26 protein-coding genes are annotated in these 26,009 nt (G+C 57.5%); 18 read left to right on the top strand and 8 right to left on the bottom strand.

Translation table 11 applies throughout. From position 1 onward, the window contains the following. Positions 1–14: 14 nt before the first annotated feature. Positions 15–620, top strand: coding sequence for a recombination mediator RecR (gene recR, locus ACLEIV_RS01105; protein ID WP_410454821.1), 606 nt, complete (start codon positions 15–17; stop codon positions 618–620). 83 nt (positions 621–703) lie between these two features. Here recR and cdd read toward each other — a convergent pair whose 3' ends face one another. The 7 genes from cdd to ACLEIV_RS01070 all read right to left on the bottom strand — a co-directional run bounded on the left by cdd (position 704) and on the right by ACLEIV_RS01070 (position 6,101). Further along, a complete protein-coding gene (gene cdd / locus ACLEIV_RS01100; protein WP_410454820.1) occupies positions 704–1,561 on the bottom strand; it encodes a cytidine deaminase in 858 nt (285 codons plus the stop codon). Positions 1,562–1,580: 19 nt separating this feature from the next. Next, positions 1,581–2,270: an LrgB family protein gene (locus tag ACLEIV_RS01095; protein ID WP_410454819.1), complete on the bottom strand. Its 690-nt coding sequence runs from the start codon at positions 2,268–2,270 to the stop codon at positions 1,581–1,583. Beyond that, a complete protein-coding gene (locus ACLEIV_RS01090; RefSeq protein WP_410454818.1) occupies positions 2,267–2,605 on the bottom strand; it encodes a CidA/LrgA family protein in 339 nt (112 codons plus the stop codon). The genes ACLEIV_RS01095 and ACLEIV_RS01090 overlap by 4 nt, the downstream gene beginning before the upstream one ends. 10 nt (positions 2,606–2,615) lie before the next feature. After that, positions 2,616–4,037: an exodeoxyribonuclease I gene (gene sbcB / locus ACLEIV_RS01085; RefSeq protein ID WP_410454817.1), complete on the bottom strand. Its 1,422-nt coding sequence runs from the start codon at positions 4,035–4,037 to the stop codon at positions 2,616–2,618. A 378-nt stretch (positions 4,038–4,415) separates the two neighbouring features. Beyond that, a complete protein-coding gene (locus ACLEIV_RS01080) occupies positions 4,416–4,757 on the bottom strand; it encodes a MaoP family protein (protein WP_410455083.1) in 342 nt (113 codons plus the stop codon). 118 nt (positions 4,758–4,875) lie between these two features. Further along, positions 4,876–5,763 (bottom strand): tetratricopeptide repeat protein, encoded by an 888-nt coding sequence (locus ACLEIV_RS01075; RefSeq protein WP_410454816.1) that lies wholly within the window; start codon positions 5,761–5,763, stop codon positions 4,876–4,878. A gap of 128 nt (positions 5,764–5,891) precedes the next feature. Then, positions 5,892–6,101 (bottom strand): cold-shock protein, encoded by a 210-nt coding sequence (locus ACLEIV_RS01070; protein ID WP_104487633.1) that lies wholly within the window; start codon positions 6,099–6,101, stop codon positions 5,892–5,894. A 289-nt stretch (positions 6,102–6,390) separates the two neighbouring features. Between ACLEIV_RS01070 and ectA the strand changes: the two genes are divergently transcribed. The 11 genes from ectA (at position 6,391) to rplY (ending at position 20,805) form a co-directional block, all read left to right on the top strand. Then, the gene (gene ectA, locus ACLEIV_RS01065; RefSeq protein ID WP_410454815.1) at positions 6,391–6,909 is read left to right on the top strand and encodes a diaminobutyrate acetyltransferase; all 519 of its coding nucleotides are present in this window, start codon (positions 6,391–6,393) and stop codon (positions 6,907–6,909) included. Between the two features lie 74 nt (positions 6,910–6,983). After that, a complete protein-coding gene (ectB, locus tag ACLEIV_RS01060) occupies positions 6,984–8,255 on the top strand; it encodes a diaminobutyrate--2-oxoglutarate transaminase (protein WP_410454814.1) in 1,272 nt (423 codons plus the stop codon). A gap of 219 nt (positions 8,256–8,474) precedes the next feature. Next, a complete protein-coding gene (locus tag ACLEIV_RS01055; RefSeq protein ID WP_410454813.1) occupies positions 8,475–8,873 on the top strand; it encodes an ectoine synthase in 399 nt (132 codons plus the stop codon). 138 nt (positions 8,874–9,011) lie between these two features. After that, positions 9,012–10,448, top strand: a complete 1,437-nt coding sequence (locus ACLEIV_RS01050; RefSeq protein ID WP_410454812.1) for an aspartate kinase — start codon at positions 9,012–9,014, stop codon at positions 10,446–10,448. Positions 10,449–11,002: 554 nt separating this feature from the next. Continuing rightward, positions 11,003–11,284, top strand: coding sequence for a peptidylprolyl isomerase PpiC (gene ppiC / locus ACLEIV_RS01045; RefSeq protein ID WP_410454811.1), 282 nt, complete (start codon positions 11,003–11,005; stop codon positions 11,282–11,284). Positions 11,285–11,376: 92 nt separating this feature from the next. Continuing rightward, on the top strand, positions 11,377–12,999 hold the full coding sequence (locus ACLEIV_RS01040; protein WP_410454810.1) for a DUF2813 domain-containing protein: 1,623 nt from the start codon (positions 11,377–11,379) through the stop codon (positions 12,997–12,999). Between the two features lie 32 nt (positions 13,000–13,031). Next, the gene (locus ACLEIV_RS01035) at positions 13,032–13,766 is read left to right on the top strand and encodes a hypothetical protein (RefSeq protein ID WP_410454809.1); all 735 of its coding nucleotides are present in this window, start codon (positions 13,032–13,034) and stop codon (positions 13,764–13,766) included. Positions 13,767–13,859: 93 nt separating this feature from the next. After that, entirely contained in the window at positions 13,860–14,996 is a 1,137-nt protein-coding gene (locus ACLEIV_RS01030) for an MFS transporter (RefSeq protein ID WP_410454808.1), read from the top strand. A gap of 224 nt (positions 14,997–15,220) precedes the next feature. Continuing rightward, a complete protein-coding gene (locus ACLEIV_RS01025) occupies positions 15,221–15,697 on the top strand; it encodes an outer membrane lipoprotein (protein ID WP_410454807.1) in 477 nt (158 codons plus the stop codon). Positions 15,698–16,472: 775 nt separating this feature from the next. Then, entirely contained in the window at positions 16,473–20,348 is a 3,876-nt protein-coding gene (gene hrpA, locus ACLEIV_RS01020) for an ATP-dependent RNA helicase HrpA (RefSeq protein ID WP_410454806.1), read from the top strand. A 169-nt stretch (positions 20,349–20,517) separates the two neighbouring features. Further along, on the top strand, positions 20,518–20,805 hold the full coding sequence (gene rplY, locus ACLEIV_RS01015) for a 50S ribosomal protein L25 (RefSeq protein WP_410454805.1): 288 nt from the start codon (positions 20,518–20,520) through the stop codon (positions 20,803–20,805). A 56-nt stretch (positions 20,806–20,861) separates the two neighbouring features. Here the strand turns inward: rplY and ACLEIV_RS01010 are convergent, their stop codons facing one another. Further along, positions 20,862–21,341 (bottom strand): LabA-like NYN domain-containing protein, encoded by a 480-nt coding sequence (locus tag ACLEIV_RS01010; RefSeq protein ID WP_410454804.1) that lies wholly within the window; start codon positions 21,339–21,341, stop codon positions 20,862–20,864. A gap of 151 nt (positions 21,342–21,492) precedes the next feature. Here ACLEIV_RS01010 and ACLEIV_RS01005 point away from each other — a divergent pair, with 151 nt between their 5' ends. From ACLEIV_RS01005 to ACLEIV_RS00980, 6 genes are all read left to right on the top strand, one after another. Next, positions 21,493–21,999: a DUF3087 domain-containing protein gene (locus tag ACLEIV_RS01005; RefSeq protein WP_410454803.1), complete on the top strand. Its 507-nt coding sequence runs from the start codon at positions 21,493–21,495 to the stop codon at positions 21,997–21,999. A gap of 96 nt (positions 22,000–22,095) precedes the next feature. Beyond that, on the top strand, positions 22,096–22,437 hold the full coding sequence (locus ACLEIV_RS01000) for a PBPRA1643 family SWIM/SEC-C metal-binding motif protein (RefSeq protein ID WP_410454802.1): 342 nt from the start codon (positions 22,096–22,098) through the stop codon (positions 22,435–22,437). Positions 22,438–22,608: 171 nt separating this feature from the next. Then, positions 22,609–22,818 carry a DUF3565 domain-containing protein gene (locus ACLEIV_RS00995; RefSeq protein ID WP_410454801.1) on the top strand — a complete coding sequence of 70 codons (210 nt, stop codon included), beginning with the start codon at positions 22,609–22,611 and terminating at the stop codon, positions 22,816–22,818. 116 nt (positions 22,819–22,934) lie between these two features. Further along, positions 22,935–23,927: a hypothetical protein gene (locus ACLEIV_RS00990; RefSeq protein WP_410454800.1), complete on the top strand. Its 993-nt coding sequence runs from the start codon at positions 22,935–22,937 to the stop codon at positions 23,925–23,927. Between the two features lie 11 nt (positions 23,928–23,938). Then, the gene (locus tag ACLEIV_RS00985; protein ID WP_410454799.1) at positions 23,939–24,766 is read left to right on the top strand and encodes a mechanosensitive ion channel family protein; all 828 of its coding nucleotides are present in this window, start codon (positions 23,939–23,941) and stop codon (positions 24,764–24,766) included. A 146-nt stretch (positions 24,767–24,912) separates the two neighbouring features. After that, entirely contained in the window at positions 24,913–25,896 is a 984-nt protein-coding gene (locus ACLEIV_RS00980; RefSeq protein WP_410454798.1) for a transposase, read from the top strand. Positions 25,897–26,009 lie beyond the last annotated feature (113 nt).

Here is a 26,009-nt window from a genome sequence, read left to right as displayed (position 1 = left end):
TCCCGAGTGACCTCATGCGTTTTAGCCCCCTGTTGGATGAATTGATCAAGAGCCTGCAAGTGTTGCCCGGCGTGGGTCCCAAATCGGCCCAGCGGATGGCGTTTGCTCTGCTGGAGCGTCAGCGTGCCGGTGGCCGTCGTCTGGCGCATGTGTTGGATCAGGCGTTGGAAAAGATTGGCCATTGCCGCCAGTGCCGCACCTTCACCGAAGAAGAGATTTGTCCGCTTTGTGCCAATCCCAAGCGGGCCATCAGCGGTCAGCTCTGCATCGTGGAAAGCCCGGCCGATGTGGTGGCTATCGAGCAGACCGGTCAGTATCAGGGACGTTACTTCGTGTTGATGGGGCATCTGTCGCCTCTCGACGGCGTAGGACCGGAAGAGCTGGGACTGGATAATCTGGCCGACTGGCTGGCTGCCGAGTCGTTCGAAGAGCTGATCCTGGCGACCAACCCCACGGTGGAAGGGGAAGCGACCGCCTATTTCATTGCCGATATAGCACGCAGCCATGGCGTCGGCGTCAGCCGCATCGCCCACGGCGTGCCCATCGGTGGCGAGCTGGATCTGGTGGACGGTAACACCCTCAGCCATTCCTTCATGGGACGAAAGACTTTCGCCGATTGATGCTGTTATGAAGGGAGGAGAGCAATCTATTTACTCCTTACCGGGTGTTAACAGCTTATATTCCGATACATATAAACCCGGACTCATAAAACCAGTCGGTCAAGCGTGACTGCACTTAGCTGACCCAGCAGCCGGGCAGCGGCATCATACTGTTGTACATCGGCGCTGGCTTCCACGATAAAGGCGCGTCGTATCTGGTCGGCGCCATAGCCCTGCAAAAACAGCTGGCTCAGGGCGAGCTGCATGGGGCCCAGGCTGGGGTTGAAGGCGGCGTTTTCCAGGTAACGGCCGCGGCAGATGTGTCCATTGTCCAGCAACAGGGCCACGCCGGCGCGGTTGTGGCTATAAGGAGCGTAGCTGGCATTGGCTTCGGCTTGGGCGGCCAGACAAGCCAGGTCTTGCGCCGTCGGTTGTTGGTCGTTCTGCTGGCCAAGCGAGCCGATCGGGCTGTTTAGCATGCCGCAAGACTGACCCAGATCCGCCGGGCCAAAGGCATGAGGCAGCAGCTCGTCAAGCATGAAGTGATCGTCGGGTAATACCAGCATGAGGCTGTCTTGATTGAGTTCATGCATAAACTGGCGACAGTGACCGCAGGGGCTGGCGCTGACAATGATTTTTTCGATGTGGTGTTCATCAAAGAGCGCCGCATGGCCAATGGCAGCCTGCTCCGCATGCAGTGCAGAATTCAGGGGGAGGCCGCCGGTTTCCATATTGGCGCCCAGGTACCAGTGGCCGGAGCCGCCAATGGCGATGGCACCCACCCGAAAGCCGGATACGGGTACCTGTGCTTTTTGCCGGGCCAGCGGTAGCAGGGCCAGTGCCAGAGCATCCTCTCCCAGCCGGGTCGCGTGCAACAGTATGGCGATCTGCTCCGGGCTGAAGCGACACAGACCCTCGAGCCGGTGCAGCTGCAGTGTCTGTTTGAGTGCATCATTTGTCATCGGCAGCGTCTCTTGCAACTTAATGAATCAGCCAAAGGTACAGGTGAAACAGCGGCGGGGCCAGCACGGCGGTGGCGATGCCGCATACCACCATGGCCAGCGAGGCGAAGGCACCCTGTACCGGGCCCATCTCGGCGGCGGCACCGGTGCCGATGGCGTGGGCACTGGCGCCCATGGCCAGACCCTGAGCCTCGGGGTTATGTATACCGGCCCACTTCAGTAGTGGAAAGCCGATGATGGCGCCCATCATGCCGACGATGATCACCAGCCCTGCCGCGATGGCCGGAATGCCGTTCATGGTCTGGCTGACGCTCATGGCCAGCGGCGTGGTAATCGACTTGGTCGCGATGGAGGCCAACAGTCGGGGTTGAGCCTGCATCATGCCACCGATAATCAGGGTGGTACCGACAGAAATCAGGGCAGACAGGCTGCAGCACAGCACTATGGGCCACAGCCTCTGACGAATTTTGGCAGTCTGCTGATACAGCGGCAGGGCGAATGACACCACCGCCAGCTCCAGCAACAGCGTCAGGGGCCGGGCACCGGCCTGATAATCGGCCGAGTCTTGTCCGGTCAGCAGCAGCAGGGCGATGATCGCCAGCGCCGGCAGCATGATGGTGTTCATCAGTGGGCTTTTGTATCTGCGCGCCAGCTTCTTGACCAGCAGATAAAGCAGGGCGGTCAGCGGTATTGCGAACCACAGCATCATGGCAGCATTCTCTGGTAAAGCCGCCCCACGACCAGCAGGATCAACACCAGACCACTGAGGGCTGAGCTGATCATCAGTCCCAGACCGTCGCTGAGCAAGTCTGCATAGCCGAGCAGACCGGCGGCCACGGGAATAAACAGCAGCCTCATATGACGCAGCAGCAACTGGCCGCCGTCATGCACCCAGTTCAGGGGGATAAGCTGGGTGCTTAGCAGAAAAAACAGTACGAAGAGCCCGAGAATGCTGCCCGGAAACGCAAAGGGCAAGAGTGTTGCCATGCCCTTACCCACCATCAGGCAGGCCAGCAACACCGCAAAGTCGCGAATCAATTTCATGTGATGGCTCTTAAAGGGATTGAACATAACGGGCTACCGCCTGAAGCAGTGCCAGCTTGTTTTCATCTTCCTGATGCTCGATCACCAATTGTTCCAGTCGGTGCATGTAGGGCTCGGCCATGCCGGCCAGTCTGTCCTGACAATGCTGTCGCCAGCGCTGCCATTCCTGTTCATTCAGCGTATGAGGGTAGTTACGGGCCCGGTAGCGAAACAGCAGCTCGGGCAGACGGGCATCGCTGAACTGCAGTGGCAGAGCGGCGAGGGCATCGGGCGTGCTGTTGTGCACCATGGCCATGGCCGCCTTGTCTGCCGCACTGAAAAAACCGCCCTGATAGAGCGCCGCATCCACATCGGTGACGGGGGGAAAGTCCCGTTGCAGCTGATAGAGCGCCACCACTTTTTCGCGAATTTCCGGATGGCGGCGCAGTAGATCCAGGCTCTGACGGCAGCGAGCCCGGTCGATACCTAGCTCGTCGGCTCTTTGCTCGGTCAGTGCCGCCGCCTTGGCCAGCGCCGGACATTTGTTGATATGCACCAGCTTGACCGGTACCGGCGCCAGCTCGCCCAAGTCTGCCCGTCTGGTGTAGAGCCGTTCGTGCAACTGTTCCGGGGTCAGCTCGACCAGCGGCGTCAAATCCATGTTCAAATTGACACAAATCACCGCATTGGCGTTGTCCGGATGCCAGGCCAGGGGCGCAATCCAGCTGGCACAGCCCTGCCAGACCGAAAACATGCCGGACACATGCACCAGCGGCTTACTGTTGATGACGTCAATCAGCGCCTTTACCTTGTGCTTGCTGCGCAGTTCGAACAGGTAGTCGAACAGCTTGGGCTGGGCCTGGCGCAGCAGTCGGGCCAGGGCGATGGTGGCGCGCACATCGGCCAGGGCGTCGTGGGCATTGCCGTGATCGATGCCGTTGGCCTCGGTCAGCCGCTCCAGCTTGAAACTGGGCTTGCCGTCTTCGTCTTCCGGCCAGGTGATGCCGTCAGGACGCAGGGCATAGAAGGTGCGCACCACATCCAGCAGATCCCAGCGGGAATTGCCCTGCTGCCAGCTGTAGGCGTAGGGGTCATAGAAGTTGCGATACAGGGTGTAGCGGGTCACTTCATCGTCGAAGCGAATATTGTTGTAGCCAAGAATACAGGTGCCGGCCTGGCTGAACTGCTCGTGGATGCGGGCAATAAACTCGGCCTCGCACAATCCCTGTTGTTGGGCGGTTTGCGGTGTGATGCCGGTGATCAGTGTCGCCTCGGGCGAGGGCAGGTAGTCGACCGGCAACCGACAATAGAACATGACCGGCTCACCAACCTCGTTCAGCTCGGCATCGGTGCGGATGGCGGCAAATTGCACCGGCCTGTCCAGCGCAGGATTGATGCCTGCCGTCTCGTAGTCGTGGAACAGAAAAGTGGGCTGTGCTGCTTGGTCGCTCATGATGTGGTGTCTTTATCGCTGTGGGTCATACCGGATGCTATATCGAGGCCGGCAGGAAAAACTGGGCCTAGGGTATCATTTTGCAAAAGCAGCCGTAAGTCGTAAGCGGTCAGAGGCAAGCGAAACCAGGTTGTTTGCAAGGCCTGCCTTGGTCGAGAGGTGTTGCGGTGGGCGTAGAGATGCCTCCGTTGAAACGAAGCCCGCGTATATTCCGGAGCGGGCCGAATTCAATTGTCTCGAGATATGTTCGCAGCCCGATCATCTGCCGCAAGCATATTGGTGAAAACACAAGACATGCTCCGCTTCAGACAGGGCTGAATAAAGCGGCCCGTGAGCACAATATGGGGAGGCGAAGGTGCGCCCCATGAGTTTGACGGTTTATTCGGCGCTGTCTTCTGCCGGTTCATAGTCGTCGTCGCCACTACTGCCTGCGGTCATGGGCGAACACAGACGGTGTACACGCTTGGGGCCGATGACTTTCAGGTATTTCAACCAGACTTTGGCATGGCGGCTTTCTGAGGCAGCGCCTTGTTGTACCTGTTCGAAAAAGCGTTGCTCGTCATCGCAATTCGGTGCCCGTTGTCCGGTGTACAGCGCCAGCATGGCGTGGCCGGATTGTTCAAGCAGCTGGGCTTCCGCGACGGTAAATTCGCCACAACGACGCAGACCGCGAGGAAAATGGGCGAAGTCCTGAAACGGCTTGGTTGACTCAAAGCTCATATTCATTCTCACTCTATGTGGCTCTATGATTCGCGCAAAGTATGGCACCGGATCCTGGTATGCAAAATCAATTTTTTTCACGTGTTATTAAAAATTTTTTCATTCTTGTTTTTTGACTTCACGATTCACTTTCTCCACCGCTGTGATCGGAGCTGTCACTGGTCAGCTCGATAAAACGGGGGTGCTGACGCAGTGGGTCGAATTCTTCATCATCGGCCGCGACACTACGCAGGTGTACATTGCTCTGCACCGCCAGTTCGAGATCGGATAATGCCTGATCTTCATTACCCACGCCGGCATGGGCACAGGCACGCTGATAGAGGGCGTGCGCGTTTTGCTGATCCACCTGCAGTACCCGGTTGCACAGGCTCAGTGCCCACTGGCGCTCGTTCATCATCAGGGCGGCGTCGGCCTTGTGGGTGAGGGCGTCCAGATCGCCGGGTTTGATGTCCAGGATCTGATCGTAGATATCGATTTTAGCCTGAGGGCTCTGCTCCTGACTGGCGCGCAGCCAGAGGCCGTGAATCTCCTGGAAGCGTTCTATTTCCCGGTAATTTTCCGCAATAACCTTGGTTTTTCGCTGCAATTCGCGTTCTATCTGTTTCAGCTTGTGTTCGTAGGTGCTGGTGATTTTTTTCATCTCGGTTTCGGCATATTCCCGGGCGGTTTTTTTCAGTTCCCGTAACGATTGCCAGCCGACGATGGCCAGCACGGAGGCGGCTCCCGCCAGCAGATAGAAGAAATAGGTCACGGTCACGTTGGCGTAGCTGATGGCCTTGTCAGCCACCGCCAGCTCTTTTTGCACCACCTCGTCGGTGACGTGGATCTGAAAGCGGGCCATTTCGCTGCGCAGCGCCTTCAGCTCATCCAGCATATAGCGCTCCATAAAGGGCGTGAGCGGGATGCGCACTTCCGCCGCGGCTTCTTCGGCCGGGGCGGGTTCAGTCTGGGCGAGAGCGGGTAAAGACACGATAAAAAAACAGAGGGATATAAATAATCTGGTCATGGGGTACCGACTGGGGGTGAAAGACTCGAGAACATGGTCGGTGCAGGATAACCCTATGATGTCTGGTGTTCAAATAATGACTAGTGCTAAAAATGACCAGGCGGCACCGGGGTGCCGCCTGATAAGGGTCAAGCCAGTTCTACTTCTTCGGCTTGCGGCCCTTTCTTGCCCTGGGTGACGACAAAGGTGACCGGCTGACCTTCCTGCAGGGTTTTGAAGCCATCACCCTGTATGGAGGAAAAGTGTACAAACAGATCCGGCCCGGAAGCCCGGGTGATGAATCCAAAGCCTTTTTCCTCGTTGAACCATTTTACGGTTCCTGTTTCTTTCGTACTCATAGTGTGTATCCGATTTAGTCTGACAAGGTGGAGATAACAGCATCGCCACTGCATTGATAGTAGCAGGTCGCCATGAGGCGAGCCTGCAAGGCCGCCAATCTCCCGTGGTGGCTGGGCCTGGAATGGTTCCGTTCGTGGCTTTACATGGTTTTTTTGGTCACATCACGACGGTAAAATGCATGCTGTTCAAATTAATTTAATCGAGATAAGGTTGCAATTCATCAATGGTTTGTTAGGTTAATAAGGGATTTTTACTTAGCCCACTAACTAAAACAGCTTAGGACTATAAATGATTGCTACCGACACGGACACGACCATTGATTTGCAACTATTGTTGCGCCACCCCAAGGCTACCGACGGTCATGAGGTGAATAGCCTGATTGCCCGTTGTAAACCCCTGGATACCAATTCTACCTACTGCAACCTGCTGCAATGCCTGCACTTTGCCGACACTTGTATGTTGGCCGAAGATGAAGACGGCACACTGCTGGGGTTTATCTCTGCCTACCGTAAACCTTCCGAGCCGAACACCCTGTTTGTCTGGCAGGTAGCCATAGATAAACGCGCCCGTGGTGAAGGGCTGGGGCGCACCCTGCTCGATACTCTGCTGGGAGTGGATGCCTGTGCCGGCGTCACTCACGTCGAAACCACCATCACCGCCGACAATGCACCTTCCTGGGGACTGTTTGAAAGCCTGGCCCGCAGTCAGGGCACCGGGCCGGGCGTGCGTCAGGTGCTGTTCGACCAGCAGCGTCACTTCAACGGTGGCAGCAGCAGCGAAATCCTCTACCGCATTGCTCTCGGCTGATCCTGTCGGCCGACCCTCAGTATTTTTCGAATTTTATATTTTTAGATTTGAACTCAGGACTTTAAGGAGTCGAGATGAGTATTTTTGATGTAATGGAATCCAGTGTACAAACTTATGCCCGTTCTTTTCCGGTGGTATTCAACGAAGCCCGGGGCGTATGGCTGCACGACCAGAGTGGCAAGCGCTATCTGGACTTTCTCGCCGGTGCCGGCACCCTCAACTACGGCCATAATCACCCGATACTGAAAGAAGCGTTGATTGAATATATTCAGGCCGATGGCATCGCCCATGGCCTGGATATGCACACCTCCGCCAAGGCGGGGTTTTTGACCGCGTTGCAGCAGATCATCCTCAAGCCGCGTAACATGAACCATGTGGCCCAGTTTACCGGCCCCACCGGTACCAATGCGGTAGAAGCGGCGATGAAGCTGGCCCGCAAGGTGACCGGTCGTGAGAATATCGTGGCCTTTACCAATGGTTTCCACGGCGTCAGTCTGGGTGCCCTGGCTGCCACCGGTAACCAGCACCACCGCGGCGGCGCCGGTACCGTACTGGCCAACGTCAGTCGTCTGCCGTATGACGGCTATACCGGTGCCGGTGAAGACAGCCTGCTGCTGTTCGAAACCATGCTCGAGGACAACTCCAGTGGTCTCGACAAGCCTGCCGCCGTGCTGTTTGAAGTGGTGCAGGGCGAGGGCGGCCTGAATGCGGCCTCGGTGGAATGGCTGCAGCGACTGGAAAAAATCTGCCGCAAGCACGACATTCTGCTGATTGCCGATGACATTCAAGCCGGTTGTGGCCGTACCGGCACCTTCTTCAGCTTCGAGCCCGCCGGCATCAAGCCGGACATCATTACCCTGTCCAAGTCGCTGAGCGGCATGGGACTGCCTTTTGCGCTGGTGCTGATGCGTCCCGAGCTGGATCAGTGGGAGCCGGGCGAACACAACGGTACCTTCCGTGGCAATAACCATGCCTTCATCACCGCTCGCAAGGCGCTGGAAACCTTTTGGAAAGACGATGTCTTCGCCGGTGAAGTACGGGCCAAGGGCGAGCTGCTGACCAGGCGCATGCAGGCCATGGTTGATCGTTTCCCGCAGTTGTTCGTGAAGGTCAAAGGCCGGGGCATGATGCAGGGTATTGCCTGCCGTGACGGAGATATTGCCGATGTGATTACCTCCAAGTGCTTTGAACGCGGACTCATCATCGAGACTGCCGGCCCCAACGACGAAGTGGTCAAGTGCCTGTGCCCGCTGATCATCACCGAAGCCGAGTTGACCCAGGGTCTGGACTGGTTGGAAGAATCCATCATCGAGACCGCCGGTGAACGTCTGAAGAAGGCGTCTTAAGCTCGGTTTTTCTGGCGGAAGGTTTAATGCCGGTCAGCAGGGAGGGGCAGCTTGTTGCCTAAGCCAGCCGTCGATGGCAGGGATGCCATCGACGAGCATACAGGGAAGTACTTGCTGCGTGTTGGCGTGGCAGTAAGTTGCCCCGATGCCCCTTTATCCGCACGCTGAATTTCACTGTCCGCCCAAGTGGGCAAAAACAGAATAAAAGAAAGGAATACCATGATAGTACGTACTCTTGCCGAATGTGAACAAAGCGAACGCCGTGTCCAGTCCGACACCGGCACCTGGGAAAGCACCCGTATGCTGCTGAAAGACGACAACATGGGTTTTTCGTTTCATATCACCACCATTTATGCCAATACCGAAACCCATATCCACTATCAGAATCATCTGGAGTCGGTGTACTGCATGAGCGGCAACGGCGAAATAGAAGATCTGGCCGATGGTAAAATTTATCCTATCCAGCCCGGCACCCTCTATATCCTCGACAAGCACGACAATCACCTGCTGCGCGGTGGTAGCGAAGACATGAAACTGGCCTGCGTGTTCAATCCGCCGCTGACCGGTAAGGAAGTGCATGACGCCGATGGTGTCTATGCACTGGAAACCGAAGCCTAAGACAGCAGTCCATCGGGGGCATGGGCCCCCGATGACGGACATTTTCACTGGGCAGGGCCTAGTTGCAGTCAGCATCCCAGGCCCACTGAAAATGTGCGACCAGGGCAATAAATCAATAAAAAATTTAAGGGAATAATAGTGTCACACACAGTAGAGAAAATTGGCGGCACCTCCATGAGCGAGTATCGGGCGGTGCGGGATAATATCGTGCTACACAAACGCAAGCCCGGCGAATACTACCGGCGGATGCTGGTGGTATCGGCCTTCGGTGGTATCACCGATGGCCTGCTGGAGTGCAAACGCACCGGTGCCCCGGGCGTTTATGCGACCTTTGCGGATGCAGAAGACGACAGCGCCTGGGAACAGACGCTGGATAACGTCAGTAACCGCATGGCCCAGATCAACAAGGAGATGTTTGGTCTGAGCCCCGAGCGCGCCCTGGCAGACTCTTTTATGCACGATCGCATCGCCGGCATTCGCGACTGTTTGCATCATCTTCGCCAGGTCTGTGCCTTTGGACAGTTCCAGCTTGCGGAGCAGTTGCAGACCATTCGCGAACTGTTGGCGGCCATGGGCGAGGCCCACAGTGCTCACAACATGGTGCTGTATCTGCGTCAGAGTGGCGTGAATGCGGTATTGATGGACCTGACCGGCTGGCGCACCGATGAGGCACTGCCGCTGGATCAGGTGCTGGAGCAGGCACTGGAACGATTCGACCTGTCCAGCCAGTTGCCGGTGGTGACCGGTTATGCTCATTGCAAAGAAGGGCTGATGAGCCGGTTCGACCGGGGTTACAGCGAGATGACCTTCAGTCGGCTGGCGGTGCTGAGCGGCGCACGCGAAGCCATCATTCATAAGGAGTTTCACCTGAGCAGCGCCGACCCGCGGCTGGCGGGCGAAGATCAGGTGATCCCCATCGGTCGCACCAACTACGACGTGACCGATCAGCTGTCCAACCTGGGGATGGAAGCCATTCACCCCCAGGCTGCCAAGGGCCTGCGTCAGCAGGATATTCCGTTGCGGGTGCGCAACACCTTCGAGCCGGATCACGAAGGCACCCTGATCACCACCAACTATCGCAGCCCTTCTCCCTGTGTGGAAATGGTGGCCGGTCGCCGCAATCTGTTTGCGGTCGAGCTGTTCGACCAGGACATGGTGGGCCGGGTATCCCACTATGCCGAGTGTTTCACCGATGAGCTGGACCGGATGAAGCTGAATCTGGTGGCCAAGGACATGAATGCCAATACCCTGACCTATTATGTGTCCGGCAACCGCAAGAAGGTACGCCGCCTGGTCTGTGCCTTGCAACATAGGTTCGACAATGCCGATGTGAATACCCACAAGGTGTCGCTGGTATCGGCGGTGGGCAGCGACATGAGTATTCCGGGACTGTTGGCCCGCTCTGTGGGTGCACTGAACAAGGCCAATGTGCCGGTACGAGCCGTACACCAGTCGCTGAGAGCGGTGGAAATGCAGTTTATCGTCGATGACGAATATTACGAGCAGGCGGTGGTGTCGCTGCACGACGAACTGGTGCAGACCCATGCCGAAACTGTCGCGCTGGCGGTGGCTTGATGTTGTGAGGATGAGCCCCAGGCTTCATATTGCATAGATTCAATAACCGATCTATTCGGTCGCTGTGCAAAGCTCGGACAAAGGGCCAGCTCTTCCGACACGTGGTGAATACTTCCATGTAGGCTCCACCGCGCGATCCTTGGCGTGGAGGGTCGGCGGAGCAGAACCCTTTATCCTCCCTGATGCCAGGGAGTGGCCTGCTGGTATCGTCTACAGAGAACTCGATGTGCGAGAAGGGGTAACAGAGATCGCCTCCCACGACCGTGACATGCCATGGCCGGAAAATGTTCCTGCCGTTCCGGCATTCCCGCCCTCCCTGACAGTCAGACGGCATTTCCGAGCCGACAGGAGGCTAGCTTGTCTCGCCGTGAGTATCGGTTATCCATAGCGTGTCGCGGGAGTCGGCTGTGTTGCCTCTGAGCTCGGGTTTAAAAACGATCGGAGATTTTTCAAGTCGGTACCATCCTTCTCTCCTCAAGGGCGGGGTTAACCTTCCCTGAATCCCCACTTTTTGGCACACTGAACCCTTGTTTTCTGCAATCTGGACTCCTTTCATGGCAAAACGTGCCTGTGCCCTGCATATACTGGTAAAAACCGAAGCCGAATGCCTGGCGATAAAACAGCAGCTGGATAACGGCGGCGACTTTCACAAGCTCGCCAAAAAACATTCCACCTGTCCTTCCGGCAAGCGTGGTGGCGACCTGGGGGAATTCAACAAGGGTGATATGGTCGGCCCCTTCGACAAGGCGGTATTCGGTGGCCCCGAGCTGGTCATACAGGGGCCGGTGAAAACCCGTTTCGGCTATCATCTGATCAAGGTGCTATATCGTAATTGAAGAGGAGACGCCGGCCGACAACACCCGTGGCCGGCCACACTCGCGTCCGTTAACACCATTGGTCGTTAACAGGAGCTCACCAAGGACAGCGCATGTTTCTTGAGCATATTCAGATCCGCAACTTCATGGGCCTTAATCAGCTGTCGCTGACGCTTAATCAGAGCACGGCGCTGATAGGTGAGAATGCCTGGGGGAAAACCAGCCTGTTTCGGGCCCTGTGGCGGCTGATGGGGCAGGGGGGCTGCTGCTACCAGTTTGTGGACGAGGACTTCTACCGCGCCGAGCCGGGTGAGGCGGTCGACGAGCTGCAAATCGTGCTCAGTTACCGCGAGCACAGGCCCGGTATCAGCGAGCATTCGGCGCGGCTGGCGCGGTTGGAGCCGGTCTGGGTCAAGCATAAAGACAGTTTTCATCGGGTGCATTACCGGGCCCGGGCGCGGCGCAGTGCCGAGGGTATTATCAGCGAACACGGTTTTGTGGACGGTGGCGGTGTCCCCATCGAGCTGGATGACGCCCACCAACTGGTACATAGCCTGATAGAAATGAACCCGGTGTTCCGTCTGCGGGATTCTCGGGGCACGCCCCAGGATCTGCCGATCGTCAACCTGAACGGCGATTACGAGAAGCTGCTGACGCGGCTGAGTGAGCAACTGGCGGAAGAAGACGAGCTGACCCGGCGTGATATCAAGGCCGGGCTGGATGCGGTGCGTCAGCTGCTGGAACATTACTTTACCCCTCAGGGTGCCACTAGCCGGGCACCCCGACGGGCGCGGGACATCGCCATTCACCCGGTGACCCTGAGTCAGTTGGGCAAGCTGAACGACTGGCAGCCGCTGGGCGAGGAAAGCGGCTTGTCGCTGGCGCTGTCGGCGGTGGCCCGCACCATACTGCAGGCGCGCGGTGGACGACCCATAGAGACCGGTGCCCGGCCCATGTTACTGATTGAAGATCCGGAAAGCCGGCTGCATCCCACCATGCTGGCGGTAACCTGGGGCATTCTGGACAGGTTTCCGGGGCAGAAGCTGGTTACCACCAATTCCGGCGATCTGCTGTCGGCCTTTCCACTCAATCACCTGCGCCGACTGGTGCGGGTAGAGCTCGAAACCAAAAGCTTCCAGATTGGCAATGAAAAATACAATGGCGAAGACATGCGCCGCATCGCCTTTCACGTGCGCATTAACAGACCCATGTCGCTCTTTGCGCGCTACTGGCTGCTGGTGGAAGGGGAAACCGAGATCTGGCTGCTGAACGAGCTGGCTCGTATCTGTGGTTATGTCTTGCCCGCAGAGGGTATCCGTATCATCGAGTTCGCCCAGTGTGGCCACAGTCCCTTGATCAAGGTGGCGCGGGATTTCGGTATCGGCTGGCATCTGCTGACCGATGGCGACGAGGCGGGCCAGAAATACGCTCAGGGCGTACGCAGCATGTTGCGCGGCGAGAGGGAAGAGGATCATCTGAGCGTATTACCGCGGCTCGATATCGAACATTATCTGTACGACCGGGGGCTGGAATCGGTGTTTCGCCAGGAAGCGCAAATCCATGACAAGCATACCCCGGCCACCCGTATTATCGAACGCGCCCTCAGTCGGCGCAGCAAACCGGGCATGGCGTTGGCGGTGGTGGAGGCCATCGAGTTGCAGGGCGTGCAGCTGGTCCCGGTGGAATTACGGCGCATGTTCGCCCGCATGGTCGCGATTGCCCGTCGACAGCGGTAGAATACGCAGGTTTATATTTTGGAGAATCACCGATGACAGAACTGTTGCCGGCGCGATTGTTTGCGCCACTGGCATTAACCGCCATTGCGGCCCTGGGCCTGCTGCTGTGGGTATTACGAAACGGCGATCTTTGCCCCGGCCAGCGTCGGCGTATCGGCGACGGTCTGTTGTCGGCCTGGGCGGTGTTTGGTCTGGCTCTGATGATGGGGGTGGAAGCCGAGGTGCCGGCTCCTCTGCTGTGGCTGGGTGGGCTGGCATTGATCGCCGGCTTGGGCGTAGTCCTGTATCAGGCGCGACTGCAGGGCAAGCGCAGCCTGCCGTTGAGCCGGCACACGCCGGCGCTGGTACTGGCGGTGATTTCTGGTGGCTGGGTCATGACCATGATGGGCCCGGCCGCGTTGCTGGTGGCCGGCGCCGGTGGTTGTGTGTTTGCGCACCTGATCATGGTACGGGCCAAGCATCGTTTGCAGGCCTTCAATGCCCTGTTGCCGCTGGTGGGTATCTCGTCTGCCGTCGGTTGCTTGCTGTTGTTGCTGGCGCAGGCCCTGTTTGCCCATAGTGAATCCCAGGCGGACGTGAGCCACTTGATTGTGCCCTTCGCCCAGATGAGTGCGGCGATATTGCTCGGTGCCATCATCTGGTTACTGCCCTTGCTGAGAAAAGAACAGACCCGGCCACCGGTGATTGCGGTTGCGGCTTTGTTAATATTGGGTGCCCTGACCACGGGACAGGGCATTATCTGGCAGTTGCCGGTTAACATCAGTTAAACAGCAAAAAAATTGCAGCAATAACCAAAATTTTCTCGTTGTACTTGCCCATTAGCCCTACCTAGAATGCGCGCCTCAAAAACCGGAGGCGCCATGTACTTAATACCCCTTTATCTGCATTTGACACTGCTTACCCTGGGTAACGCTTTTTTGCTGACCTTGGTGGCCGTGTACCTGAATGATCAGGGGGCGCCGGCGGCACAAATCGGTCTGGTGGGCTCGGCGTTTTATCTGGGCATGCTGGGAGCGAGCTTCATCGCCGATAAACTGATAGAGCGGCTGGGCCACGTGCGTTCGTTGGTATTGTGCTGCCTGACGCTGGCGCTGGCCGCCCTGGCACTGACCTGGACCAGCCTGTTACCGGTATGGTTGATACTGCGGGTGCTGGCGGGCATGGCGGCGGCGGTCAGCTTCGTGGCGGTAGAAAGCTGGGTGCTGGGCGTGGCGCCGCTACATCGTCGTTCCAGTGCCATGGCGCGTTACATGCTTATCTATTACTTCAGTTACGGCATCAGTCAGCTGTTTATCGACTGGATCCCGACCGCCGGCATGGCCGGCTTCTGGCTGGCGTCCGGCCTGTGCGTATTGTCTGTGGCACCCTTGCTGTGGGCCAAACGGCCGGGTTTGAATGCCGAGGGAGACATCAATGCCAACAGCGGCAAGCCACCCCGGGCCGACAGGGCCTTGGGGCTGGCCGGTTGTCTGGTGGCGGGCATGTTGCTCGGTGCCCTCTATGCCCTGATGCCCATTCAGCTGGAGCAGCTGGCGTTGGGGGATGAAATCGGGCTGTACATGGCCTGGCTTATCCTGTGTGGCATGGCGTTTCAGCTGCCCAACGGCAGCCTGGCCGACAAGTTTGGCAAACGTACCATGATGGCGGCACAAACCCTGATGATTGGCATGGGCTGTCTGTTGCTGTGGGAATTCGACGGCAAGAGCGCCATGATCATGGCGTTTGCGCTATTGGGTGCGGGGGGCTTCACCCTGTATCCCACCACCATGTCCTATGCCTGCGGCAAGATGCACGGCCGGGCCCTGGTGAGAATGACCCAGAAGCTGATGTTTACTTACAGTATCGGCTCGCTGACCGGTCCCATGATAGCGGGCATGATGCTGGAAAAATTCCAGTCCGGCCTGTTCCTGTTTGTCATCCTGCTGGTGGCTGGCTGGGCGCTGTGGCTGTTGTTGATGCGTCTGCTGACCGACAAGCCGGTGGGTACCACTATTTAAGCTGCACCTTGATCTTCTTTATTTGCGGCAACGGCCGGCCCCAGTGCCGGCCGTTGTGGTTTCCGGGCTTATTTCCGGGTCAAATGAGGGTAGACTGGAGTTAGTCCATCAAAGACAGTCGTTATCGGCCGGTTAAGACCGCAATAAAGGACAGCAGGAACGGGTCTATATTTTTTTGCGGTGATCAAAACGAGAAGGGCTCTGTCGCTTTTCATAGGGGGTTCATGATGAAAATGAAAACATTGTCAGCGGTTGCCGTGGTTGCCGCGCTGGGTCTGGCGGGCTGTGCCAACCCGGATGTGTATTCCGGAGATGTCTATAGCAGCAGTGCCGCCAAGCAGGCACAAACGGTGACTTACGGCACCGTGGTGTCGGTGCGGCCCGTGACCATTCAGGCCGGAGACGAAAATCCGAACCTTATCGGTACTCTGGGTGGCGGTGTGGTTGGTGGCATGCTGGGTAATCAGATTGGCGGTGGCTCCGGTCGTTCACTGGCCACGGCGGCGGCAGCCATTGCCGGTGCTATGGTGGGTTCGCGGGCCGAGGACAAAATAAACCAGGTCAAGGCGGTGGAGCTTGAAGTACGTACCGACAGGGGGGACAGCCTGATTGTGGTACAAAAGGCCGATCGTAGCTGGCAAGCGGGCCAGCGGGTACGGCTGGTGGGTTCGGGCAGCACCATGAGTGTGGCTCCTTACTGAGCCAGCCTGAAGACTAAACAGCAGAAAGGCGCCCCTGGAGGCGCCTTTTTACTATCAGGAAATATTTTTATTTCTTATGTGTTTTACAGTCCTGTCTTCCCGGGCTCATTTACATCTGTGCCAAGGAAGGTGCAGAAACGGCGACTAAAGCGGCGCCAACTGTAAAAATGACGGTTATAACCAACTCTTTCATTTTTTACCTTCCTCAACGATGGGCTGTGTCCCTAATATACGGACATGCCGTTGGCTTTTCAATCGGTATTTTGTGATTTATTCATACATTTCGATGCCCAGCAGTTGTGATGCCTGTTTTGTTAAGTTTAAATTTTCCTGAACGTCATTTTTCCACAATTTACAGCTTGTTTTCTTTGAGTTTAAGTTTAGTTAAATTCATTTAAATCAGTGTCTTATATTTTATTTTTTTTGTCATTCCGCTCTTTGTGGTCGGATCTATCTTCTCAGCCTGATGTAGATCAATGTCACGTTTTTAACGGGCCTCCGTTCATCACCGATGCCGGCGCTCAGACTTTTAGGCGGTAAAAACACCACTAAAGTGGAAAGAACGCACCGGAATGGAGCCGGGGAAGATATTCTTGTTGCAAGCCAGCTAACAGGAGTGAAACAGAACCCGGGATGGCATGTCCCTTGTTTTGGATGAGCAGTGCCGGCGCAGCCACAGTCTGACTATGACAGGGGATACGCCATCCCGGCTCCCTTCGTGGCTCATTTCTGCTAGAATGCGCGCCAGTTTTTCATCGAGTAAATGGGGTTGGGTTTGACGCAGTCCGTTGAACAATGGCAGGCAAAGCTGAAAGAGTGCAGGGGTGCCGTTCGCGGCCGTTTTCGTCGTCGGTTGCAGGGGCTGGCAAAACTGCCTCAGGCCAAACGGGGAAAAGTGCTGGCAAACATTGCCGCCGAGATGACCGCCTCGAGCACCGAGCGCCGCCGTCGGCAGGCACTGCTGGCCCATTCCATTCATTATCCGCCGCAACTGCCGGTCAGCGAAAAGCGCGATCTGATAAAAGCCGCCATCCGCGATCATCAGGTGGTGATTATTGCCGGTGAAACCGGCTCCGGCAAAACCACCCAGATCCCCAAGATGTGTCTGGAGCTGGGGCTGGGGATAGAGGGCACCATAGGCCACACCCAGCCTCGGCGCTTGGCGGCGCGCAGCGTGGCGACCCGACTGGCGCAGGAGCTGGAATGCGAGCTGGGCCAGCGGGTCGGCTACAAGGTGCGCTTCAACGATCAGATAAGCGAAGGCACTCAGGTCAAACTGATGACCGACGGGATTCTGCTGGCCGAAATTCAGCAAGATCGCATGTTGCGACAGTATGACACCATCATCATCGATGAAGCCCACGAGCGCAGTCTTAATATCGACTTCATCATGGGTTATCTGAAGCAACTATTGCCGAAAAGGCCGGATCTCAAGGTGATTATCACCTCGGCGACCATAGATCCCGAACGATTTTCCCGGCATTTCAACCAGGCACCCATCATCTCGGTGTCGGGACGCACCTATCCGGTGGAGCTACGCTATCGGCCGCTGGTGGCAGATGACGCCGAGCGGGATCAACTGCAGGGTATTTTCGATGCGGTGACCGAGCTCACCCAGGAAGGCCCGGGCGATATTCTGATCTTCATGAACGGCGAGCGGGAAATTCGCGATACCGCCGATGCGCTGAACAAACTGGAGCTGCGCCATACCGAGGTGGTACCGCTCTACTCCCGGCTGTCCAACGCCGAGCAGAACCGCGTTTTCGAATCCCACGGCGGCCGACGCATCGTGCTGGCCACCAACGTGGCCGAAACCTCGCTCACCGTGCCCGGCATTCGTTACGTAATAGATCCGGGTACCGCGCGTATCAGCCGTTATTCCTACCGTACCAAGGTACAGCGGCTGCCGATTGAGCCCATTTCTCAGGCCAGCGCCAACCAGCGTATGGGCCGCTGCGGCCGGGTAGAGGCGGGCATCTGTATTCGTCTGTATGGCGAAGACGACTTCATGAACCGGCCCGAGTTTACCGATCCGGAAATTCTGCGCACCAACCTGGCCTCGGTTATCCTGCAGATGCTGTCGTTGGGCCTGGGCGACATTTCCGCCTTTCCGTTCGTGGAAGCGCCGGATCGCAAGAACATCAGCGACGGTATTCGGTTGCTGGAAGAGCTGGGCGCCGTGCTGGGTGATCAGGGCAGCCTGGCGCTGACCCCGCTGGGGCGCGATCTGGCCCGGCTGCCGGTGGACCCGCGACTGGCGCGCATGGTGCTGGCGGCACGCGAGCACGGTTGTGTGACCGAGGTGATGGTGATCACCGCCGCGCTCAGCATTCAGGACCCCCGTGAGCGGCCGCAAGACAAGCAACAGGCCGCCGCCGAGATGCACCGCCGTTTTGCCGATAAAGACTCGGACTTCATGGCCTACATCAAGCTATGGAACTACCTGAAGGAGCAGCAGAAAAGCTTAAGCGGCAACCAGTTTCGCAAGCAGTGCATCAAGGAGTTTCTCAACTACCTGCGGGTGCGCGAATGGCAGGACATCTACAGCCAGCTCAGGCTGGTGGTGCGCGAGCTGGGCTTTGCGCTCAACAGCGAGCCCGCAGATTACAACAGTCTGCATCAGGCGCTGCTGACCGGCATGCTCAGTCAGGTCGGCATGCGTGACGGCGATAAAAAAGACATCATCGGCGCCCGTAACGCCCGCTTCGTGCTGGTGCCCGGCTCCAGTCTTGCCAAAAAGCCACCCCGCTGGCTGATGGTGGCCGAACTGACCGAAACCCATCGTCTTTATGGTCGCACCGCCGCCCGCCTGGAACTGGACTGGTTGGAACGGGCGGGCGGCCACCTGCTCAAGTCCAGTTACAGCGAGCCCTACTGGTCGAAAAAGCAGGGCGCCGTCATGGGCTACCTGAGCCAGAATCTGTTCGGCCTGCCGGTGGTGGTGCGTCGGCGTGTCAACTACAGCCAGGTCGATCCCAAACTATGTCGTGAGCTGTTTATTCGCCAGGCCCTGGTGGAAGGCGAGCTGCACACCCGTCACGAGTTCTTTCACCATAACAGAGCCCTGCTGGAACAGGCCGAGGCCCTGGAGCACAAGTCGCGCCGGCGGGATCTGGTGATTGACGACGAAACCCTGTTCCGTTTTTACGACGAACGGCTGCCCGCCGACATGGTGTCGATTCGCCATTTCGATGACTGGTGGAAGCAGGCGCGCAAAGACCGGCCCGAATTGCTGCATTTTACCGAAGAAATGCTGCTCAACGAGCGGGCCGACCGGGTCACGACCCGGGATTATCCCGATGCCTGGCAGCACGACGGCCTGAATTTGGCGCTGGACTACCAGTTTGAGCCGGGCCAGGAAGAAGATGGCGTGACCGTGCGTATTCCGCTGCCGTTGTTGAACCAGGTACAGCCGGCGCCGTTTCGGTGGCAGGTGCCCGGCCTGCGCCGCGACTTGCTGATTGGGCTGATTAAATCACTGCCCAAGCCGATGCGTAAACACTTTGTGCCGGCGCCCAACTTCGTCGAGGCGCTGCTGGCGACCATGACGCCGCTGGAAGGGGAGCTGCTCGATCAGATGGAAAAGCACCTGCGCCGCATGACGGGGGCAACGGTACCGCGAGAAGACTGGGACTGGCAGGCGCTGCCGGTGCATTTGATCATGCGTTTTTGCGTGCTGGATGCCGACGGCAAGGTATTGGCCGCAGGCCGGGACCTGGAGGCCATCAAGCTGTCGCTGCAGGGGCAGGTGCAGACCGCGCTGACCCAGGCGGTGGATGACGATCGCTTCGAGCAGGAGGGATTGCTGGCCTTTCCCGAGCGCACCATTCCCAAAACCTATGCCGCCAAGCGCGCCGGGTTCGAGGTAAAGGCTTATCCGGCCATTGCCGATCAGGTCGACAGCGTGGCGCTGACCCTGTGTGAAGACGAAGTCAGTCAGGCCCAGACCATGTGGAGTGGTCAGAGCCGGCTCTTGCTGCTGCAACTGCCGTCGCCCATCAAGTACCTACATGCAAAACTGCCCAACAAGGCCAAACTGGGCTTGTATTTCAACCCTTATGGCAAGGTGCTGGAGTTGGTGGACGACTGTATTCGTGCCGGTGTGCATGCCCTGATGCGCAAGCATGGCGCGCCGGCCTGGACGCCCGAGGACTTTGTCGTACTGAAAGACAAGGTTGCCGGTGAACTGGATCAGACGGTGGCCGTCATTGCGTTGCAGGTGGAAGAGGTGCTGAGTCGGGCTCACGCCGTGAAGAAACGGCTCAAGGGCAAGATCGATCTGGCGATGGCGATGGCCATGTCGGACATTCAGGCCCAGCTGGACGGGCTGATTTTCCGGGGCTTCGTGACCGACACGGGAGCCGAGCGGCTGACCGATCTCGGTCGTTATCTGGAGGCCTTGTCGCGCCGGCTGGACAAACTGGCGATCGATCCGCACCGGGATCGGGCACACCTGCTGAAAATTCAGCAGGTACAGCAGGCCTACCGCTCGTTGCTGAACAAGCAGCCCAAGGGCAAGCCGTTGGTGCCCGAGGTGGCGGAAATCCGCTGGATGATAGAGGAACTACGGGTGTCGTATTTCGCCCAGACCCTGGGTACGCCGTATCCTATTTCCGACAAGCGTATCCAGCAGCAGATAGCGGCGTTGTAAACCCGGTGAGGGGTGAGGCATGTGTGTCGTTCGTGCCTCGCCTCACCCTTAATACCTCTCGGCCTCTGCTTTACCTTGTTGCCGGGGCCGGTGCATGTTACCATCCGCGCGCTTTTTACAGGCGAATGCCGGTCGCAGCGTTCGCCACTAACCTTTAAGAGAGAAAATTATGTCATTCGTATTTGAAGCTGAAGTTCGTTCAGACCTGGGGAAAGGTGCGAGCCGCCGCCTGCGTCATGAAGACAAGATCCCTGCCATCGTTTACGGTGCAGGCCAGGAGCCGGTAGCTATCGCTCTGGACCATAAAAAAGCCGTTCTCGCTCAGGCTGACGACGCTTTCTACAGCGAAGTGCTGACTCTGGTTATCGATGGTCAGGAAGTGAAGGTGAAGGTGAAGGACGTACAGCGTCATCCCTTCAAGCCGAAGCTGACCCACCTGGATTTCGTTCGCGCTTAATTGCGAACTGAATGCCGAAAAAAACCGCCGCAAGGCGGTTTTTTTGTGCCTGTGCTTTATGACAGCAGCAGACTCTGATCGATGGCGATAAAATCGCTGGCCGCATCCATCAACGCCCTGGCGGTGAGGGCGGGGGCACCATACACTTCGACCCGTTTGCCGTAATGCTGGCGCAGCTTGTCGGCCAGAATGGCAAAGTCTCCGTCGCCGGACACCAGCACCAGCGTGTCGGTCATGACTGCCGACTCCAGTATATCGATGGTAATGCCAACATCCCAGTCGCCTTTGGCCGAGCCGTCTGCCCGTCGAATAAAGGGCTTGAGCTTCACCTCGAAGCCGATGGCCCGTAAAATGTTCTGAAACTGGCGCTGTTTCTCGTCGCCCCGGTCGATGGCATAGGCATAGGCTGCCACCACCTCTCGGCCGTCGGCCACCCGGGCCCAGAAGGCGTTGTAATCGAAATTGCCTCCCAGCGCCTGTCGACAGGTGTAATACACATTCTGTACATCTACAAAAATCGCGACTTTTTCCGGCATGATGGGCTCGGGGTTGCTCAGGTCTGCTGCAATCAGACGTCTAGGGTAGCAGGTTCCGGCCCCCGATGGCCCGGCTTTGCTTCCCGGCGGTAGTGAGTGATGCGCTTTCTGGTTATAATACGGCCACTTTTTACTTTTCTTTCAGGTTGTTATGAAGTTAATCGACATCGATAAAACCCGTTATCGCCGCCATTTAAATCGCGTTCTCATTGGCTGCGGCCTGGTGCTGGCGGCGGGCAGCCTGCTTGTCTCGCAAACCCTGATCGCCCTGTTTCCGGCTCCGGACGGCAGTCATTTTCACTGGAATGCGCTGGGTGTATTGGTGGCGGCGGCGGCCATCGGGCTGGGCTTGAGTAAATATCGCCACCATGATTATCTGACCGAGGTGCTGTATGTGTGGGAGCTGAAGCAGTCGCTGAACAAGATCACCCGTAAAATGCGCAAGCTGGAAGCGGCGGCGCAGGAGGGCGATGCCGATGCGCTGCTGGCGCTGCAGTACGGTTATGCCGGTTCACGGCAATTGTGGAAGCTCGATGACAACATCATCATCATGGATGAACTGAACACCAAACAGGCACAACTCGACAAACTGGCGGCCAGGTTCAACCTGACGCTGAATACCGATGATTATGATGACAGTATTCTGAAGCGGTTTTAACGGGGCTCGAGTACAATGCCCGTCTTTTATGACTCCATGATATGGGTATTGCGCGTCAGCAACCCCTCTGTCCTTTCAAGCAGTAAGGATGACGACATGTCAGACAAGTTTTTTTTCAAGGGCCGCCAGGATGCGCGCCAAAGCCACATCAGTTATGGTTATCAGACCAAGGCCAGTCATAAACTCGGCAGCAAGAAGCATCCGCTGACGCTGGTGGTGACCAGTGAGGCCCGCAAGTCGGAAGTCGACGCCCTGGTTGCCGAGGCTCGGCTGTTCGCCGAGGTGACTATCGACAGCAATGAGGGCGCGGTCGAGTCTATTGCCGAGCTGACCACGCTGCTCAACAAGGCCAGTACCGTCAAGCAGGATAAAACCCCCGAGCGCAACGACCCCTGCAACTGTGGCAGCGGCAATAAATACAAGAAGTGCTGCGGTTAAGGCATGTTCAACGCCAGGGACAATGGCAGTGCGAGATTGAACTTGTGAGATTGAAATACAAAGAGGGGCGGACGGTTTGTCCGCCCCTCTTTTTATTATCTGCTATTCCGTTCGACGGTTCTGGAGCTAAACATGAACCATTCCCTTTCAGCGTAAAAATGAGTCATAAACATGAAACGAGCGATTATCGGTTATCACCTCGATGAAGAGCATGACTGGGTGGCAGAATTGCAGTGCGGTCATTTCCAGCATGTACGCCACCAGCCGCCCTTTATCAACCGGGCCTGGGTCACGACAGCCTCCGGGCGGGCGGCCATGCTTGGGTACCTGCTGTCCTGCAAAAAATGTGACCGGGGCGAGCCGACAGACGCCCCGGTATGACAGCCGCTCTCGCCGCTGTCTTTGGCCTGCCACATCAAGTCTGTGTGCCGCACCGGCTACACTGACTGCAGAGGTGGCTGCGCGAGTGGCGAATTCACATGAAAGGGGGAAGTCCGATGACAGAGCGCAATCACTGGCAATTGATCCCGGTAGAGGACTTCCATTGTCCGGCGGCGCCGACGGTGACCCGTTTTCAGCAGGGCTGGCGACGAGTGCTGCGAGTCTTTGGGCTGCAAGACCAGGAAACGGCGACCCAGGATGCTGATACCGAGCTGCCCGACTATCAGGCGTTTGAACGTGGCCCAGCGGTCAGAGCCCTGAACACGCATTTTGAAGACTGGGTTGACGGCGCCGACCAGGGCGTCTGTTTTCTGCTGGATCCCCCCTTCAGCGGCTGCGCCGCCATTTCCCGAGACTGGACCTGGCAACAGGGATGGGCCTTGTTAACGCCACCGGCTCCGGCTCAGATCCGCGCAGTGGCGCTGGACGAGTGGTGGCAGCAGCAAGCGTCCCGGGGTGTGCCCTGGCTGATTGACGATTTGGCCCGCTATCTGTTACGCAGCGCCGACGGCCTGCGCTTCATCCGGGTGCTGCTGCCTCGGCTGCTGCACGGCGACTTTGGTCAGGGCCTGGTGGTGTGCGACAGCTGGACCTTTGCTTTTTTACGGCATGCCTGGCCGCTCAGCCTGCCGCGAGTCTATTGCTTTGCTCCGGCCGAGTCGGCCTTGCTGCGTCAGAATGGTATCACCGGATCGGATCGGCAGCTGAGTCATTTGGCCGGCCAGGCGCGAGGCAACGTGGGGCTGGCATTGGCACTGTGGGCATGTCAGGTAAACGCAGACAAACGGCTGCTGGAATTGCCGCTGGAGGCGAACGACGACACCGCCTTTATCCTGTATTCGCTGCTGCTGCATCGGGGCCTGAGCGGAGAGGAATTGCAACGGGTGTTGCCGGTAATGGCACCGGACCAGCTTAATGTGCAGCTGTTGCGGCTGGAGCAATTCCGTATTGTCGAGCGAAATAAGGAGCACTGGCGGCTTGATGTGTATGGCTATCTGGCGGTGCGTGACTTTCTAGGCAGCCGGGGTTATCTGCTGGACGACTTTTAGCGGGGGTGGGTATGAATACGGAGCGGGTGGTCAAATTATTCAGGGATATTACCACTCAGACGCTGATGGAAGCCCTGGCGGTGATACTGGTGGCAATATTGCTGGTGTGGCTGAGCCAGAAATTGCTGCCCTGGCTGGCGGAACGGGTACACAGCAGCCGACGGTTATTTGTGCTGGCGCTGATCCCCACCATTCGCATTCTGGTGCTAGTGGCCGCGCTGTTGTGGATAGTACCGCTTTTTATCGAGCCGACGGTACAGAACACCCTGGCCATTCTGGGCGCAGCCGGTTTGGCCATCGGTTTTGCGCTCAAAGATTATGTCAGCAGCCTGCTGGCGGGGGCAGTGGCGGCCTATGAACTGCCTTACCGACCCGGTGACTGGATAGAAGTAGAGGGGATCTACGGCGAGGTCAGGCATGTAGGTATGAGGGTGGTGGAGGTAGTGACCCCGAGTGATACCGTGGTGTTTATTCCCCATCAGAAGCTGTGGACCGGGCTTATCCATAACGCCAACAACGGCGGGGTCAGTCTGATGTGCGTGGTGAGCTTTTATCTGGCACCGGATCACGATGCCCACGAAGTGCGCAGGGTGCTGCAAGACGTGACACTGTCCAGCCCCTATCTCAAACTGAGCAGGCCGGTGCTGGTACTGCTGGAAGAGCAACCCTGGGGCACCCATTATCGCATCAAGGCCTATCCGATGGATCCGCGGCAGCAGTTTCAGTTCATGTCCGATCTGACCGCTCGCGGCAAGGATAGCCTGCGCAAGATGCCGGTAAGCTTTGCTCGTATCCCGCCGGAGCAGGCGATGGATCTGGGCGCAGAGTCTGACCCATGAGCATCAGCTCAGGGTAGAAAACATCGGGGTAACAAACCGAACACCCAAAAAAAATCAAAAAACCAAAGGACACCCATCAGCTTGGTTGTTTATTTGAACTGAAACTAAGCTTGAGGTTAATTCGTTGTACTTGGAGGGCTTTATTTATGACTCGTCCTCGTTCCGAGCTGGTGTCACCGGCTGATACACCTTACTACCATTGTATCTGTCGTTGCGTGCGACGCGCCTACCTGTGCGGCGAAGACCGGCTGACCGGCCAGGATTTCAACCATCGAAAACGCTGGGTACTGGCGCGGTTGCAACAGTTGCAGAAGGTATTCACTATCGATTTATGCGCCTATGCGGTCATGGCCAATCACTATCATCTGGTAATGCATGTGGATACTGCCGCCGCCGAGGCATTGACTGAGAACGAGGTGGTGGCGCGCTGGCAGCTGTTGTTTCGACTGCCGGTACCGGTGGTACGTTATATGGCGGGAACGACGGATACCGAGACAGAGCAGCGGGCGCAGGCCATTATTGCCGGCTGGCGCCGTCGGTTGAGTGATTTGTCCTGGTATATGCGCTGCCTCAACGAGCATATTGCTCGTAAGGCCAATGAGGAAGACAACTGCAAGGGCCGGTTCTGGGAAGGGCGTTTTCGCTCACAGGCCATATTGGATGATGTAGGTCTGCTGGCCTGCATGACCTACGTCGATCTTAATCCATTGCGCGCCGGGGTAGTGAACAAACCGGAAGACTCGGTGGATGTGTCTCTGCATCAACGGATTCGGCGCTATGTTCGGTCAAACAAGCATACTCCGGGCGGTCAGACTCAAGAGCTAGCGCTGCTCCCCTTTATCGAACACTTTCATCAAGATAAGGAAAAAGGCATTCCTTTCTCCTTTGCCGACTATCTGCAACTGGTAGACTGGGCGGGCAGGGCGAGGCGGGAAGGCAAAGCCGGCGTGATAGCCGTGGATACCCCGCCCATTCTGACACGCCTGGGACTGGACTCGGCAGGCTTTCTCGCTGCTCTGAAGCCTCATCACTTATCTCGAGGCAGCGTGATCGGTCGTGGAGCGAGCAGAATACGCTATGCCCAGGCTCATCACCGACGATGTGTGCAGGGCCCGTCTTTTTCACCATAAGCCGTGCCTGACTTCTGTACCGACCAAGACGGGTTGCCTTTATTCTCATTAAACGCCGAGACAAGCGTGTTAGCTTACTTTTTGCCTGTCTACCCGCATCCAACCCTGTTCCT

Source organism: Oceanisphaera submarina (assembly GCF_046521305.1).
Taxonomy (GTDB): Bacteria; Pseudomonadota; Gammaproteobacteria; order Enterobacterales; family Aeromonadaceae; genus Oceanimonas; species Oceanimonas submarina.
This window is presented reverse-complemented; position numbering and strand designations above follow the sequence as displayed.

Bases quoted from the DNA above. Each gene is read 5' to 3' on its own strand.
- recR (WP_410454821.1), top strand. From the start codon at position 15: ATGCGTTTTAGCCCCCTGTTGGATGAATTGATCAAGAGCCTGCAAGTG.
- cdd (WP_410454820.1), bottom strand. From the start codon at position 1,561: ATGACAAATGATGCACTCAAACAGACACTGCAGCTGCACCGGCTCGAG.
- ACLEIV_RS01095 (WP_410454819.1), bottom strand. From the start codon at position 2,270: ATGATGCTGTGGTTCGCAATACCGCTGACCGCCCTGCTTTATCTGCTG.
- ACLEIV_RS01090 (WP_410454818.1), bottom strand. From the start codon at position 2,605: ATGAAATTGATTCGCGACTTTGCGGTGTTGCTGGCCTGCCTGATGGTG.
- sbcB (WP_410454817.1), bottom strand. From the start codon at position 4,037: ATGAGCGACCAAGCAGCACAGCCCACTTTTCTGTTCCACGACTACGAG.
- ACLEIV_RS01080 (WP_410455083.1), bottom strand. From the start codon at position 4,757: ATGAGCTTTGAGTCAACCAAGCCGTTTCAGGACTTCGCCCATTTTCCT.
- ACLEIV_RS01075 (WP_410454816.1), bottom strand. From the start codon at position 5,763: ATGACCAGATTATTTATATCCCTCTGTTTTTTTATCGTGTCTTTACCC.
- ACLEIV_RS01070 (WP_104487633.1), bottom strand. From the start codon at position 6,101: ATGAGTACGAAAGAAACAGGAACCGTAAAATGGTTCAACGAGGAAAAA.
- ectA (WP_410454815.1), top strand. From the start codon at position 6,391: ATGATTGCTACCGACACGGACACGACCATTGATTTGCAACTATTGTTG.
- ectB (WP_410454814.1), top strand. From the start codon at position 6,984: ATGAGTATTTTTGATGTAATGGAATCCAGTGTACAAACTTATGCCCGT.
- ACLEIV_RS01055 (WP_410454813.1), top strand. From the start codon at position 8,475: ATGATAGTACGTACTCTTGCCGAATGTGAACAAAGCGAACGCCGTGTC.
- ppiC (WP_410454811.1), top strand. From the start codon at position 11,003: ATGGCAAAACGTGCCTGTGCCCTGCATATACTGGTAAAAACCGAAGCC.
- ACLEIV_RS01040 (WP_410454810.1), top strand. From the start codon at position 11,377: ATGTTTCTTGAGCATATTCAGATCCGCAACTTCATGGGCCTTAATCAG.
- ACLEIV_RS01035 (WP_410454809.1), top strand. From the start codon at position 13,032: ATGACAGAACTGTTGCCGGCGCGATTGTTTGCGCCACTGGCATTAACC.
- ACLEIV_RS01030 (WP_410454808.1), top strand. From the start codon at position 13,860: ATGTACTTAATACCCCTTTATCTGCATTTGACACTGCTTACCCTGGGT.
- ACLEIV_RS01025 (WP_410454807.1), top strand. From the start codon at position 15,221: ATGATGAAAATGAAAACATTGTCAGCGGTTGCCGTGGTTGCCGCGCTG.
- rplY (WP_410454805.1), top strand. From the start codon at position 20,518: ATGTCATTCGTATTTGAAGCTGAAGTTCGTTCAGACCTGGGGAAAGGT.
- ACLEIV_RS01010 (WP_410454804.1), bottom strand. From the start codon at position 21,341: ATGCCGGAAAAAGTCGCGATTTTTGTAGATGTACAGAATGTGTATTAC.
- ACLEIV_RS01005 (WP_410454803.1), top strand. From the start codon at position 21,493: ATGAAGTTAATCGACATCGATAAAACCCGTTATCGCCGCCATTTAAAT.
- ACLEIV_RS01000 (WP_410454802.1), top strand. From the start codon at position 22,096: ATGTCAGACAAGTTTTTTTTCAAGGGCCGCCAGGATGCGCGCCAAAGC.
- ACLEIV_RS00995 (WP_410454801.1), top strand. From the start codon at position 22,609: ATGAAACGAGCGATTATCGGTTATCACCTCGATGAAGAGCATGACTGG.
- ACLEIV_RS00990 (WP_410454800.1), top strand. From the start codon at position 22,935: ATGACAGAGCGCAATCACTGGCAATTGATCCCGGTAGAGGACTTCCAT.
- ACLEIV_RS00985 (WP_410454799.1), top strand. From the start codon at position 23,939: ATGAATACGGAGCGGGTGGTCAAATTATTCAGGGATATTACCACTCAG.
- ACLEIV_RS00980 (WP_410454798.1), top strand. From the start codon at position 24,913: ATGACTCGTCCTCGTTCCGAGCTGGTGTCACCGGCTGATACACCTTAC.